The 13,887-nt window shown below is 40.8% G+C and carries 15 protein-coding genes; 14 read left to right on the plus strand and 1 reads right to left on the minus strand.

The features are described 5' to 3' along the window. Positions 1-200: 200 nt before the first annotated feature. From rbfA to MP387_RS01750, 6 genes are all read left to right on the plus strand, one after another. Positions 201-551, plus strand: a complete 351-nt coding sequence (gene rbfA, locus MP387_RS01725) for a 30S ribosome-binding factor RbfA (RefSeq protein WP_001273601.1) — start codon at positions 201-203, stop codon at positions 549-551. Positions 552-701: 150 nt separating this feature from the next. Continuing rightward, positions 702-1,481 (plus strand): hypothetical protein, encoded by a 780-nt coding sequence (locus MP387_RS01730; RefSeq protein ID WP_242747230.1) that lies wholly within the window; start codon positions 702-704, stop codon positions 1,479-1,481. Between the two features lies 1 nt (position 1,482). Continuing rightward, a complete protein-coding gene (locus MP387_RS01735) occupies positions 1,483-1,665 on the plus strand; it encodes a hypothetical protein (protein ID WP_000505782.1) in 183 nt (60 codons plus the stop codon). Between the two features lie 261 nt (positions 1,666-1,926). Then, positions 1,927-2,160, plus strand: a complete 234-nt coding sequence (locus MP387_RS01740) for a DUF1858 domain-containing protein (RefSeq protein ID WP_000368739.1) — start codon at positions 1,927-1,929, stop codon at positions 2,158-2,160. Then, the gene (locus tag MP387_RS01745; RefSeq protein ID WP_242747232.1) at positions 2,160-3,494 is read left to right on the plus strand and encodes a DUF438 domain-containing protein; all 1,335 of its coding nucleotides are present in this window, start codon (positions 2,160-2,162) and stop codon (positions 3,492-3,494) included. The genes MP387_RS01740 and MP387_RS01745 overlap by 1 nt, the downstream gene beginning before the upstream one ends. A gap of 9 nt (positions 3,495-3,503) precedes the next feature. Further along, positions 3,504-3,758, plus strand: a complete 255-nt coding sequence (locus MP387_RS01750) for a DUF1912 family protein (RefSeq protein WP_000119707.1) — start codon at positions 3,504-3,506, stop codon at positions 3,756-3,758. A 42-nt stretch (positions 3,759-3,800) separates the two neighbouring features. Here the strand turns inward: MP387_RS01750 and MP387_RS01755 are convergent, their stop codons facing one another. Then, positions 3,801-4,106, minus strand: a complete 306-nt coding sequence (locus MP387_RS01755) for a DUF898 family protein (RefSeq protein ID WP_001058555.1) — start codon at positions 4,104-4,106, stop codon at positions 3,801-3,803. A gap of 217 nt (positions 4,107-4,323) precedes the next feature. Here MP387_RS01755 and MP387_RS01760 point away from each other — a divergent pair, with 217 nt between their 5' ends. From MP387_RS01760 to MP387_RS01795, 8 genes are all read left to right on the plus strand, one after another. After that, positions 4,324-4,719 (plus strand): helix-hairpin-helix domain-containing protein, encoded by a 396-nt coding sequence (locus MP387_RS01760; protein WP_125422732.1) that lies wholly within the window; start codon positions 4,324-4,326, stop codon positions 4,717-4,719. A gap of 359 nt (positions 4,720-5,078) precedes the next feature. Then, complete coding sequence (locus MP387_RS01765) at positions 5,079-5,639, plus strand: GNAT family N-acetyltransferase (protein WP_242747234.1); 561 nt, start codon at positions 5,079-5,081, stop codon at positions 5,637-5,639. After that, positions 5,639-6,217, plus strand: a complete 579-nt coding sequence (locus tag MP387_RS01770; protein ID WP_242747237.1) for an AAA family ATPase — start codon at positions 5,639-5,641, stop codon at positions 6,215-6,217. Before MP387_RS01765 ends, MP387_RS01770 begins: the two co-directional genes overlap by 1 nt. After that, entirely contained in the window at positions 6,210-8,861 is a 2,652-nt protein-coding gene (locus MP387_RS01775; RefSeq protein WP_242747245.1) for a valine--tRNA ligase, read from the plus strand. Before MP387_RS01770 ends, MP387_RS01775 begins: the two co-directional genes overlap by 8 nt. Positions 8,862-8,930: 69 nt before the next feature. After that, positions 8,931-9,890, plus strand: a complete 960-nt coding sequence (locus tag MP387_RS01780; RefSeq protein WP_242747247.1) for a hypothetical protein — start codon at positions 8,931-8,933, stop codon at positions 9,888-9,890. After that, positions 9,887-11,095 carry a hypothetical protein gene (locus MP387_RS01785; RefSeq protein ID WP_242747249.1) on the plus strand — a complete coding sequence of 403 codons (1,209 nt, stop codon included), beginning with the start codon at positions 9,887-9,889 and terminating at the stop codon, positions 11,093-11,095. Before MP387_RS01780 ends, MP387_RS01785 begins: the two co-directional genes overlap by 4 nt. 255 nt (positions 11,096-11,350) lie before the next feature. Then, the gene (rpoE, locus tag MP387_RS01790) at positions 11,351-11,941 is read left to right on the plus strand and encodes a DNA-directed RNA polymerase subunit delta (protein WP_000418417.1); all 591 of its coding nucleotides are present in this window, start codon (positions 11,351-11,353) and stop codon (positions 11,939-11,941) included. Between the two features lie 318 nt (positions 11,942-12,259). Next, the gene (locus MP387_RS01795; protein ID WP_084877510.1) at positions 12,260-13,867 is read left to right on the plus strand and encodes a CTP synthase; all 1,608 of its coding nucleotides are present in this window, start codon (positions 12,260-12,262) and stop codon (positions 13,865-13,867) included. The last annotated feature ends 20 nt before the right edge of the window (positions 13,868-13,887 follow it).

The raw sequence follows: 13,887 nt of genomic DNA on the forward strand, positions 1-13,887 counted from the left end.
TCATTGCTTATTTTTGAGCCTAGTGTCTCAAAAATCCCCTGTGATAGGACTGATAAATCAGTTCCATCACTTTCACCACAGCGAAAGAAGCGAATGAGTTCAAATTGCACTTCGTTTCAATTTGAACTGAAAATCAATAAATTTAAAAATAGCTAGGTCTGCTGGCCTAGCTTTTGGTTCAAAGTAGAGAAAGGAATATCATGGCAAATCATTTCCGTACGGATCGTGTGGGCATGGAAATCAAGCGTGAAGTCAATGAGATTTTGCAAAAGAAGGTCCGTGATCCGCGTGTCCAAGGTGTGACTATCACAGATGTTCAGATGCTGGGTGACTTGTCTGTTGCCAAGGTTTACTACACCATTTTGAGTAACCTTGCTTCAGATAATCAAAAAGCTCAAATCGGGCTTGAAAAAGCAACTGGTACCATCAAACGTGAACTTGGTCGCAATTTGAAATTGTACAAAATCCCAGATTTAACCTTCGTCAAAGACGAATCCATCGAATATGGAAACAAGATTGACGAGATGCTACGCAATCTGGATAAGAACTAAGAAAGAGGGGCAACCCTCTTTTTTGTTGCCAGAGTATGATCATTGCTATTTGACGATATATCTATCTGATAAAAATCAGTTTAAAAAATTTGTAAATTTCAAATAGTATGATATGATAAAGCTTGATATAAATGAAAAACGGAGAGACATATGGCTAAACAAGATATAGCTATGCAAGTACTGCAACAAGTGGTAAAATTACCCGTGGTCAAAGTTGATCGAGAGAAATTTTTAGTAGAAAAGTTTTCAAAGGAATTAGACCGTAAGGATATTCCAACTTTGATTGAACAAGGACCGACTTCTTTGTTGCCTCAAGAAAGCTTGGATCGAGTGGCCAAGGCCTGTATTAAGGACAATGTCCTGTTAGCCAGTGGAACTTCGGTTTTGGCAGGTCTACCTGGAGGGATTGTCATGGCGATCACTATCCCGACAGACGTAGCCCAGTTTTATGCTTTTTCATTGAAATTAGCTCAAGAACTAGGGTATATTTACGGATTTGATGATCTCTGGGCATCGCGCAATGAGTTAAGCGAGGAAGCTAAAAACACACTCCTACTGTATCTCGGTGTGATGCTGGGAGTAAATGGCGCAGGTGCCCTACTTCGATCAGGTGGTGTGACAGTAGCCAAGCAAGTCATAAAAGTAGTGAACAAGAAAGCCTTGACAAAAACTCTTTGGTATCCGATTCTAGAAAAAGTTTTGAAAATTTTTGGTGTCAATCTGACAAAAGGAGGTCTAGCCAAAGGGATGGGGAAAGTGATTCCTATCTTAGGTGGAGTCATTTCTGGTGGCTTAACCTTTGCGACCATGAAGCCGATGGGAGAAAGATTGCAACAGGAATTGTCCAAGCTAGTCAACTACAGTGAAGTACAATATCAAAGAGACGTTGATACTATCCGAAAAGAGGTCGAAATCATCGAAGGAGAGTAATATGGGGTTCATTAAGATTCTAGCCAAGACTTACGGGAATTACTTTTTCGTGATGCAAAGCGTCAAAGTCCTGAAGAACATGAAAAAAGATGACAATGCTCTAGTAGGTTTCGGGAAAGTACTGCTTGCTGACAAGCTGATGGATGTAGCCCAGTGGCTCGCAAAACCAGAGGATAAGGAATAACTTGAAATGAAAGAAACTAGCAGGAACTCTTCTGCTAGTTTTTTAATCTCTCCCCATATGGTATAATATAAGCAGTAAAATCATTTTATACTCTTCGAAAATCTCTTCAAACCACGTCAGCTTCACCTTGCCGTAGGTATGGTTACTGACTTCGTCAGTTCTATCCACAACCTCAAAACACTGTTTTGAGCAACCTGCGGCTAGCTTCCTAGTTTGCTCTTTGATTTTCATTGAGTATTAGAACATACAATGGAGGTCGTCATGGACAATATCATCGATGTATCAATTCCCGTTGCAGAAGTGGTAGACAAGCACCCAGAAGTTTTGGAAATCCTAGTGGAGCTCGGTTTTAAACCACTTGCTAATCCCTTGATGCGCAACACAGTTGGTCGCAAAGTATCGCTCAAACAGGGTTCTAAGCTTGAAGGAACTCCTATGGACAAGATTGTCCGCACGCTAGAAGCGAACGGCTATGAAGTGATTGGATTAGACTAATGGCAGATGAACGGATTCATATCCTACGGGATATTTTGTTAGAATTGCACAACGGTGCCTCTCCTGAGTCAGTTCAGGAGCGTTTTGATGCAACCTTTACGGGTGTCTCAGCTATCGAGATTTCTCTCATGGAGCACGAATTGATGAACTCAGATTCAGGAGTCACCTTTGAAGATGTCATGGAACTCTGTGATGTCCATGCTAATCTTTTTAAAAATGCAGTTAAGGGTGTCGAAGTAGAGGATACCGAGCATCCTGGCCACCCCGTTCGCGTCTTCAAGGATGAAAATCTGGCTCTTCGTGCAGCCTTGATTCGCATTCGGAGATTGTTGGATATCTATGAGTCTATGGAAGACGAGGAAATGCTGGCAGAGATGCGCAAGGGCTTGGTCCGTCAAATGGGCCTTTTGGGGCAATTTGATATCCACTACCAGCGCAAGGAAGAACTCTTCTTTCCCATCATGGAGCGCTATGGTCACGATTCACCTCCTAAAGTCATGTGGGGAGTGGATGACCAGATTAGGGAACTCTTTCAAACAGCTCTAACGACGGCTAAGGCACTACCAGAAGTGTCGATTAACACTGTAAAGGAAGCTTTTGAAGCTTTTGCGACAGAGTTTGAAAGTATGATTTTCAAGGAAGAGTCCATCCTCCTCATGATTCTCCTTGAGTCCTTCACTCAGGATGATTGGCTTCAGATTGCGGAGGAGAGTGATGCCTATGGTTATGCCATCATCCGTCCGTCTGAAAAATGGGTGCCAGAGCGCCAGAGTTTCATTGAGGAAAAGAGCGCAGAGGAGCCCGTGCAGCTAGACACGGCTGAAGGTCAAGTTCAGCAAGTTATCGATACGCCAGAAGGTCAGTTTACCATTACCTTTACCCCTAAGGAAAAGGAAGCAGTGCTGGACCGTCATAGTCAACAGGCTTTTGGGAATGGCTATCTCTCCGTCGAGCAGGCCAACCTCATCCTCAATCACCTCCCTATGGAGATTACCTTTGTCAATAAAGACGATATTTTCCAGTATTACAATGACAATGCGCCAGCTGATGAGATGATTTTCAAACGGACGCCATCCCAAGTCGGGCGCAATGTTGAACTCTGCCATCCGCCTAAGTACCTAGACAAGGTGAAGGCCGTTATGAAAGGTCTTCGTGAAGGTAAAAAAGACAAGTATGAAATGTGGTTCAAGTCGGAGTCGCGAGGCAAGTTTGTCCACATCACCTATGCTGCGGTACACGATGAAAACGGAGAATTTCAAGGGGTGTTGGAGTATGTTCAGGATATTCAGCCCTACCGAGAGATTGATACGGACTACTTCCGTGGATTAGAATAAGGAGAATCAATGAGTTACGAACAGGAATTTATGAAGGAATTTGAAGCCTGGGTCAATACCCAGATCATGATCAACGACATGGCGCACAAGGAAAGTCAAAAAGTCTACGAAGAAGACCAAGACGAGCGTGCCAAAGATGCCATGATTCGCTACGAAAGTCGCTTGGATGCTTATCAGTTTTTGCTGGGTAAGTTTGAAAATTTCAAAGCAGGAAAGGGTTTCCATGACTTGCCAGAAGGCTTGTTTGGCGAACGGAACTATTAATCGTTACAAATCAAAAAGTGCGTATGAACGCACTTTTTCTGTTTATACGTGATGTGTGTGTTTGGTGATCCATTGTTCCATTTTGATATGCAACCAGAATGAATAGATGCCCAAGGTGATGATGGTGAGCAAGAACCACTTGATCCAGTTCCCGAATAATTGAGAACCTGTTCCGTCAAAATAAAGGCGACGTCCATCGATGACAGTGTGCTTAACCTTCCAGTTTTGCATCATGCAAACTGCCCAAGGCGTAGCGATTCCAACAGTAAAGCCCATGATAAGCATGGCTAGGATAGCATGTCCAACGTAGCTCAAAAGACCACCGTCAAAGTAACTTTCGTTATTCATATCGTTCTCCTTATCAGCTTTTTACGTGAATCAGTCTTGCACATTACTGCATATTTTATCAAGAAGTCGAATCATTGTCAAATTAGATTGAAAGAAAAAACGGCTAGATTTTTAATGGGAATCTTATTTCCTTTCTTGATTTTTTGCCAAAATCTTGATAGAATATTTTTATTAAATCCTTGTTAGAGCAGGGATTTTTTATTGAAAGGATTTTATCATGTCAAAGAAACTCCAACGTAAAAAACAATTGCGAAATAGCCTTCGTCGTTCAGGTGCATTTTCAAATACGGTGACCAAGGTTGTAGAAGAGACCAAGAAAGTCGTGAAACACGCGGAAAAATCTGCCAGCCAAGCAGGAAAAGTCGTCTCTAAAAAAGTGGAACAAGCAGTAGAAGCGACCAAGGAACAAGCTCAAAAAGTGGCGAATTCAGTAGAAGATTTCGCAGCTACTTTGGGTGGCCTCTCAGTAGATCGCGCTAAGACTTTTTATGATGAAGGTATCAAGTCAGCTTCTGACTTCAAAAACTGGACTGAAAAAGAACTCCTTGCCTTGAAGGGAATCGGCCCAGCTACCATAAAGAAATTAAAAGAACACGGAATTAGCTTCAAGTAATCTTTCTTGTCCCTTGCATTTCCGAGAAAAACTTGCTACAATAGAGCCATTAGAGGTGTTTTGGATCCCACATTTTACAGAAAGTGGCGGTGCTGAGAAGTCCACAAATGTGTCAAAACTGGTTGCTGATGAATGAAAAATTGAAATATTAGAATAGTCTTTTTGATTCCGTTTAGGACTAGGCAGCGAGTTGCAGGCTGTACTCAAGTACGCCAATGCGAGCTAACGACGTCATAAAGGAGAAACAATAAGACGAAAGTTGCGGGCTCTGCCCGAAATTGGGTGGTACCGCGGATAAACACATTCGTCCCTGTCATGTAGATGGCAGGGGCATTTTTTATGGAAAGTGAGGGCTGAAGATGGAGCAAGCACAATTACCAGAACGATTAGAAACGGAGCGTCTAGTCTTACGAGTCCGCACCGTGGCGGATGCTGAAGATATCCATGCCTATGCTAGTCTGCCAGAAGTTGCCTATCCAGCAGGCTTTCCACCCATCAAGACCTTGGAAGATGAGATTTATTACCTGGAGTATATCCTTCCTGAGCGAAATCAAAGGGAAAATCTACCAGCTGGCTACGGCATTGTGGTCAAAGGGACTGATAAGGTCATCGGCTCTGTTGATTTCCCTCGCCGTCACGAGGATGATGTCTTGGAGATTGGCTATATCTTACATCCAGACTATTGGGGTTTAGGCTATGTTCCAGAAGCTGCGAGTACCTTGATTGATTTAGCTTTTAGAGAACTAGGTCTTCATAAGATAGAATTGTCTTGCTTTGGCTACAATATCCAAAGTCAACGAGTCGCAGAGAAGCTTGGATTTACCCTTGAAGCTCGCATAAGAGACCGCAAAGATGCCCAAGGGAATCGCTGTGACAGTTTGATATATGGATTACTGAGGAGTGAGTGGGAGGTGGTTTGATGCACATTTTCATCATTGGGGCTCCGGCTTCTGGGAAAATGACGATTGGCCAAGAGTTATCTCGAAAGACAAATGCTACCCTCTTTTATAACCATCAAGCCATCGATTTTGCACTAGAAATCTATCAGGACTATACAGAGGAAATGTGGGAATTTGTTCGTGGAATTACCTTTTCTTTCCTTGGAGCAAGTGCTAGGAATCAGCGATCTGTGATTTTAACAGACGTAATTGATTTTTCAAATCAGTACCAGCTACTGTATTTGAAGCAAATTCAGGATTTGTTGGATGACTATCATCAAGAGGTTCTGTTTGTGGAGTTGGAAACAAGTCTTGAGGAGCGCTTACATCGAAATCGAACGGAGAATCGATTAAAGCATAAACCCTTAAAACGACATATTGAGGTATCTGAAAGAGAAATTTTGGAGACTGCTGAAACACTTCAATTAAATTCCCAACATCAACCGAACGAGTTGTACCACTACCTTAAAATAAATAATACGAATCTGTCTGCAGAAGAAGTTGCCAAGCAGATTCAAAATAAAATGAATACAATAGAGAAAGGACAAACACATGTCTAAACAACTTTCACCTAAATACAATCCAGCCGAGGTTGAGGCTGGTCGTTACCAAAAATGGCTTGACGCTGATGTTTTCAAGCCTTCAGGCGATCAAAAGGCTAAGCCTTATTCTATCGTTATTCCACCACCAAATGTAACTGGGAAACTCCACCTTGGTCACGCTTGGGACACGACTTTACAGGATATCATCATCCGTCAAAAACGCATGCAAGGTTTTGATACGCTTTGGCTTCCAGGGATGGACCACGCGGGGATTGCCACTCAGGCTAAGGTTGAGGAGCGCTTGCGTGGTGAGGGTATTAGCCGTTATGATCTCGGTCGTGAAAAATTCCTCGATAAAGTCTGGGAATGGAAAGACGAATATGCCACTACTATCAAGGAACAATGGGGCAAGATGGGGCTCTCTGTAGACTACTCTCGTGAGCGTTTCACTCTTGATGAAGGTTTGTCAAAAGCCGTTCGCAAGGTCTTTGTGGACCTTTACAAAAAAGGATGGATCTACCGTGGTGAGTTTATCATCAACTGGGACCCAGCAGCCCGTACAGCCCTTTCTGATATCGAGGTCATCCACAAGGATGTGGAAGGTGCCTTCTACCACATGAACTACATGCTAGAAGACGGTTCACGCGCCCTTGAAGTTGCGACAACTCGTCCTGAGACCATGTTTGGGGACGTTGCGGTTGCGGTCAATCCAGAAGACCCACGCTACAAGGACCTGATCGGTAAAAATGTCATCCTTCCTATCGCTAATAAATTGATTCCAATCGTTGGGGACGAACACGCAGACCCTGAGTTTGGTACTGGTGTCGTGAAAATCACTCCTGCCCACGATCCAAACGACTTCTTGGTTGGTCAACGCCATAATCTTCCGCAAGTGAACGTCATGAACGACGACGGAACCATGAACGACTTGGCCTTCGAATTTGCTGGCATGGACCGTTTTGAAGCTCGTAAGGCAGTCGTTGCTAAGTTGGAAGAAATCGGTGCCCTCGTTAAAATCGAAAAACGTATCCACAGTGTTGGTCACTCAGAGCGTACAGGTGTTGTGGTTGAGCCACGCTTGTCTACACAATGGTTCGTCAAGATGGACCAATTGGCTAAGAATGCCATTGCCAACCAAGACACAGATGACAAGGTAGAATTTTACCCGCCTCGTTTCAACGATACCTTCCTCCAATGGATGGAAAATGTTCACGACTGGGTAATCTCTCGTCAGCTCTGGTGGGGTCACCAAATCCCTGCTTGGTACAATGCTGAGGGTGAAATGTACGTCGGTGAAGAAGCACCAGAAGGTGACGGATGGACTCAGGACGAAGATGTCTTGGATACTTGGTTCAGTTCTGCCCTTTGGCCATTCTCAACCATGGGCTGGCCTGATGTCGACTCAGAAGACTTCAAACGTTACTTCCCAACTTCAACCTTGGTAACAGGTTACGACATTATCTTCTTCTGGGTGTCTCGTATGATCTTCCAATCCTTGGAATTCACTGGCCGTCAACCGTTCCAAAACGTTCTGATCCACGGTCTCATTCGTGACGAGCAAGGACGCAAGATGTCTAAGTCACTCGGTAACGGGATTGACCCGATGGATGTCATCGAGAAATACGGTGCCGATGCCCTTCGTTGGTTCCTTTCAAACGGTTCTGCACCAGGTCAAGACGTGCGCTTCTCTTATGAGAAAATGGATGCTTCATGGAACTTCATTAACAAGATTTGGAACATCTCTCGCTACATCCTCATGAACAATGAAGGCTTGACCCTTGAGCAAGCAACTGCCAATGTGGAAAAAGTTGCCAACAAGGAAGCTGGAAATGTTACAGACCGCTGGATTCTCCACAACCTCAATGAAACGATCGGCAAAGTCACTGAAAACTTTGACAAGTTTGAGTTTGGTGTAGCTGGCCACATCCTCTACAACTTCATCTGGGATGAGTTTGCGGACTGGTATGTTGAGTTGACTAAGGAAGTCCTTTATAGCGATAACGAAGAAGAGAAAGTCATCACACGTTCTGTTCTCCTTTATACTTTGGACAAGATCCTTCGTCTCCTTCACCCAATCATGCCATTCGTGACAGAGGAAATCTTTGGACAAATCTCAGAAGGTTCGATCGTTACAGCGGAATACCCAACTGTCAACCCAGCCTTTGAAGACCTTGCGGCTCACACAGGTGTCGAAAGCCTCAAAGACTTGATTCGTGCCGTTCGGAATGCGCGTGCGGAAGTAAACGTAGCCCCAAGCAAGCCTATCACTATCCTAGTTAAGACAAGCGATAACGACTTGGAAGCCTTCTTTAACAGCAATGTCAACTACATCAAACGCTTCACAAATCCAGAACACTTGGAAATCGCATCAACCATTCCTGCACCTGAACTCGCAATGTCAAGCGTCATCACAGGAGCAGAAATCTACTTGCCACTGGCTGACCTCCTCAATGTCGAAGAAGAACTGGCTCGTCTCGACAAGGAACTCGCTAAATGGCAAAAAGAACTGGACATGGTCGGCAAGAAGCTCTCTAACGAACGCTTCGTAGCCAATGCCAAACCAGAAGTCGTCCAAAAAGAACGCGACAAACAAGCCGACTACCAAGCTAAATACGACGCGACCGTCGCACGTATTGATGAGATGAAGAAGTTGGTGAAATAAACTATAAACCTCGGCAATTTGCTGGGGTTTTTGGTATAATTAAAACAACACTAATAATGAGGTTTTTGTATGACTATAAAAGCATATTCTATTAATGAAATTGTAGAAGAGCGGATACTTGATGAAAAACAAGAAAGTAATATCCAAGAATTATTTAAATTTTTGATAGGTGATCAAAGATCTCATCTGTCTGTAAAGTGTATTTTACCTCCAGAAAAACAAAACAATGCTTCCGTATTGTTTGAATTTAAAAATCATAGATCTAAAGATAATTTTGATTTTAAAAAATTCGCTGATAAATTATTGTCAGCAGAAACGAATGAGGATGGGAAAAGAAATAAAACGATTAGAACAGGTATTTTGTTTATTGAGCAAATTGGTAGTCGTATTAAGTTGATAAAGCTAGAATCGACGAATGCAATCGATCCCGAGACATTTGCTATTAGACAAGATTTAGGTTTAGATAATAGTTACTACAAGATTTGTATCTTTAATAATGATTTTAAAGATGTGACCATCATAGATAAAAGTAATACAGCTGCAAAATTTTGGTATAATAAGTTTTTAGATTTGAAACTTTGTAGAGATAGTGATGCTAATACTGATGCATTAATTACTCTTGTTAAAAATAACTTATTATTTTCCGAAAAAGTTATAAATAAAAATAACTATGAAGAAATTAAAGAGCTATCATTAGAGTATATTTTTGAAAATCTCTCTTTTGATAAGGTTGTATTAACTAATAAGTTGGTCCAAAATGATTTACTAGATACAAATGATGAAAGTGAGATTTTTTCTAAAAAGTCATTGAATTTAGATTCAGAATTTGATATATCTAAGAAAATAATTATTAAACATTTCAAAAAATCTTTACAAATATCTGATATAACAAGTATTTATACGGATAACATTATTGAGATGAAGGATAGGCAGGAAGTAGAATATAATAGAAATACAGGTAAGTTAGAGTTGGATATTCAGGAGAGGTATCGCTCTCAAGTTTTACAAAATCTTGGTATAGACGAATGACTAATAGTGTAGTAAGAAAATGGCAAAATACTGCTGCGATTATAGATTTAAATACTCCTTTACAACAAATTTTAAAATCAAATCAGATTGGTGTCGAAAAGAATGATGGATACTATATCTTTAATAAAGAGAATACTTGGATTTTTGAAGAAGAGTTTATAAATATACCAAGTCATAATTTACAACAAATTTTTGATAAATTATGTATTAAAAATTACGATAATATACAATGTTTTGATTCAGCAATTAGCGAATTTAAAGTAGTCACAGAATCTGATGCTAAAAACTACTTTAAAATTATTAGTTTTAATACCATTAATGGTGTAGAATATGAAAAATTAAAAATTTCTTTAAAACTTTTATCTGAAGGAGACTATAGTTCTAAAAGTGATCGGGTGCGCCACCTTATAAACATATATGTGTTATTGCTTTTAGCTAATCGAACAAAGAGACAACAAAATAGACTTGAATTTACCTTTGAAAGAGATTTAGATTCTTGTGTCTTTATAACTGAATTTGGAAAACAAAATTTAACCGATGGATTATTAGAAATTGATGAATTATTAAAAAGTGATGGATTATTAGAAATTTATGAATGGATTGTTAATGAGCAAGAATATAGTGAAGCTTATAAAGTAAAGCTGCAGATTGTTCGAAGTTTAATTATAAAACAAAAAAGACTTGATGAATTGGACTTAATTAAAAATCAAGCAGAATCTATTTTTAATAGAATTGTTAGTGGAAAAACAGACCATTATTTTGAACTTCAAAATAATTTAAAAGATGACTTTATAAAAATTTCGACTATGATTAGTGAATCTAGTTCAAGTTTAAATACGAAATTATTTGGTTGGCTAACGGCTTTTTCTTTGATTATTTTTGATTTTATAAAAAAGAGCGATGGTCAAAGTCTATTTGGAAGAATTGTTTGTTCAACTTCAGAAAAAACTAATGTATTGTTATTACTTTTGATAATGGCTTTGTTAATCATCATGATAATGTTTAATCTGGATATTAAAAATATTAGAAAACAATATCAATGTTTAGAAGATCTTTATGTGAATCAAATGTTTATTTCTAAGGAAGAATTTAACAAATTTATCAAGAAACCATTGTATCGAAACATGTATAACTTATTATTAATAAGCTTATTAATTGTACTTGTTTTAAGATTGCTAATTCCTATGAAATATGGTTGTTTTTAATACAGTTTAATATAGAATTTCCTTTTTAATATATTTTAGAAAGTAGCTTACCACATGAAAATTCAGTCAATTCATGCCCGTACCTCCCTCCATCGCTCCCATCGGCTGGGTAGCAAAGAAATAAAAGGTTCTGCCACTTTCTCCCATTTAACCTTTGACTATTCTGCAAAATTATCGTACAATAAAGAGTACATGATAAAATGAGGTCAGAGTCTGTTCGCTCTGGCGATAGTAGTAAAATTGAGGAGAAACGCTTTGGAATTAGAAGTATTTGCTGGGCAAGAAAAAAGTGAACTATCTATGATTGAGGTAGCGCGTGCTATCTTGGAACTTCGTGGTCGCGATCATGAGATGCATTTTAGCGATCTTGTAAACGAAATTCAAAACTACCTTGGAACATCAAACAGCGATATCCGCGAAGCTTTGCCTTTGTTCTACACAGAGTTGAACTTTGACGGTAGCTTCATCTCTCTTGGAGACAACAAATGGGGGCTTCGTTCATGGTATGGTGTGGACGAAATCGACGAAGAAATCATCGCTCTTGAAGAAAGTGACGACGATGAAGTAGCACCAAAAGCTAAGAAAAAACGCGTCAATGCCTTTATGGATGGCGACTCAGATGCCATTGACTACAACGCAGATGATCCAGAAGACGAAGATGCATACGAAGCAGATCCAGCTCTTTCATATGATGATGAAAATCCAGATGATGAGAAAAATGAAGTGGAAGCTTACGATGCAGAAATCAACGAAATCGCTCCTGATGACTTGGGTGAAGACGTGGATCTTAACGAAGAAGACGATGAGTTTTCTGACGATGATACTGAAACGAGTGAAGAAGAGTAAAAGACTTCACAGAGGAGATCGCCTGATCTCCTTTTTTTGTTGCTAGAGCAGGTCATCCGTTTGGATGTGGATCTTTAGTTGGTTTTCTGAAAACAATCTCCTTTTTTCATCTTTTACCGATTCGGGTTGACAAATGTTCTGCTTTGAGGTATCATATTGTTCGGGCACCTCTTTTAGAGGTCGGGGCTCCCTAGTTACTAGGGAGCTATTTTTGTTTTTTCAGGAAGTTTTTCTTGAAATGTCGTGATTCATAAGGGTCTTGTTTTCTATCTCCCCTCGTAGTTAACAAGACCTTGAGCATTTTAGAAAGAGGAATCTATGTCTACGAAATATATTTTTGTAACTGGTGGTGTGGTATCGTCTATTGGGAAAGGGATTGTGGCAGCAAGTCTGGGCCGTCTCTTGAAAAATCGTGGTCTTAAAGTAACCATTCAAAAGTTTGACCCTTATATCAATATCGATCCGGGAACTATGAGTCCTTACCAGCACGGGGAAGTTTTTGTGACGGATGACGGAGCTGAGACAGATTTGGACTTGGGTCACTATGAACGTTTCATCGATATCAATCTTAACAAATATTCCAACGTGACAACTGGTAAAATTTACAGTGAAGTTCTTCGTAAGGAACGCCGTGGAGAATACCTTGGGGCAACTGTTCAAGTTATTCCTCATATCACAGATGCTTTGAAGGAAAAAATCAAGCGTGCCGCTCTAACGACCGACTCTGATGTCATTATCACAGAGGTTGGTGGAACCGTTGGAGATATCGAGTCCTTGCCATTTCTAGAGGCCCTTCGTCAGATGAAGGCAGATGTGGGTGCAGATAATGTTATGTATATCCACACAACCTTGCTTCCTTATCTAAAGGCTGCTGGTGAGATGAAGACCAAGCCGACTCAGCATTCAGTAAAAGAATTGCGTGGTTTGGGAATCCAGCCAAATATGTTGGTCATTCGTACAGAAAAACCAGCTGGTCAAGGAATTAAAAATAAACTAGCTCAGTTCTGTGACGTAGCACCAGAAGCTGTCATCGAATCATTGGATGTTGAACATCTTTACCAAATTCCATTGAATTTACAGGCACAAGGTATGGACCAAATTGTCTGTGACCATTTGAAACTAGATGCACCAGCAGCGGATATGACAGAATGGTCAGCTATGGTAGACAAGGTCATGAACCTGAAAAAACAAGTTAAGATTTCCCTCGTCGGTAAGTATGTGGAGTTGCAAGATGCTTACATCTCTGTAGTTGAAGCCTTGAAACACTCTGGTTATGCCAACGACGCAGAAGTGAAGATTAATTGGATCAATGCCAATGATGTGACGGCAGAGAATGTAGCAGAGCTCTTGTCGGATGCGGACGGGATCATCGTACCAGGCGGTTTCGGTCAACGTGGTACGGAAGGGAAAATCCAAGCCATTCGCTATGCGCGTGAAAATGATGTTCCAATGTTGGGAGTCTGCTTGGGAATGCAGTTGACTTGTATCGAGTTTGCTCGTCACGTTTTAGGGCTTGAAGGAGCCAATTCTGCAGAACTTGCACCAGAAACAAAATATCCTATCATTGATATCATGCGTGATCAGGTTGATGTTGAGGATATGGGTGGCACCCTTCGTTTGGGACTTTATCCGTCTAAGTTAAAACGTGGTTCTAAAGCAGCGGCTGCTTATCACAATCAAGAAGTAGTGCAACGCCGTCACCGTCACCGTTATGAGTTTAACAATGCCTTTCGTGAACAGTTTGAGGCAGCAGGTTTTGTCTTCTCAGGTGTTTCTCCAGACAATCGTTTGGTCGAAATTGTGGAAATTCCTGAGAATAAATTCTTTGTGGCTTGTCAGTATCACCCTGAACTTTCCAGCCGCCCAAACCGTCCAGAGGAACTCTACACTGCCTTTGTTACTGCAGCAGTTGAGAACAGCAATTAGCAAAATCAGAACCTTTGAGA

Origin of the sequence: Streptococcus oralis (assembly GCF_022749195.1) — a bacterium.
GTDB lineage: Bacteria > Bacillota > Bacilli > Lactobacillales > Streptococcaceae > Streptococcus > Streptococcus oralis_CI.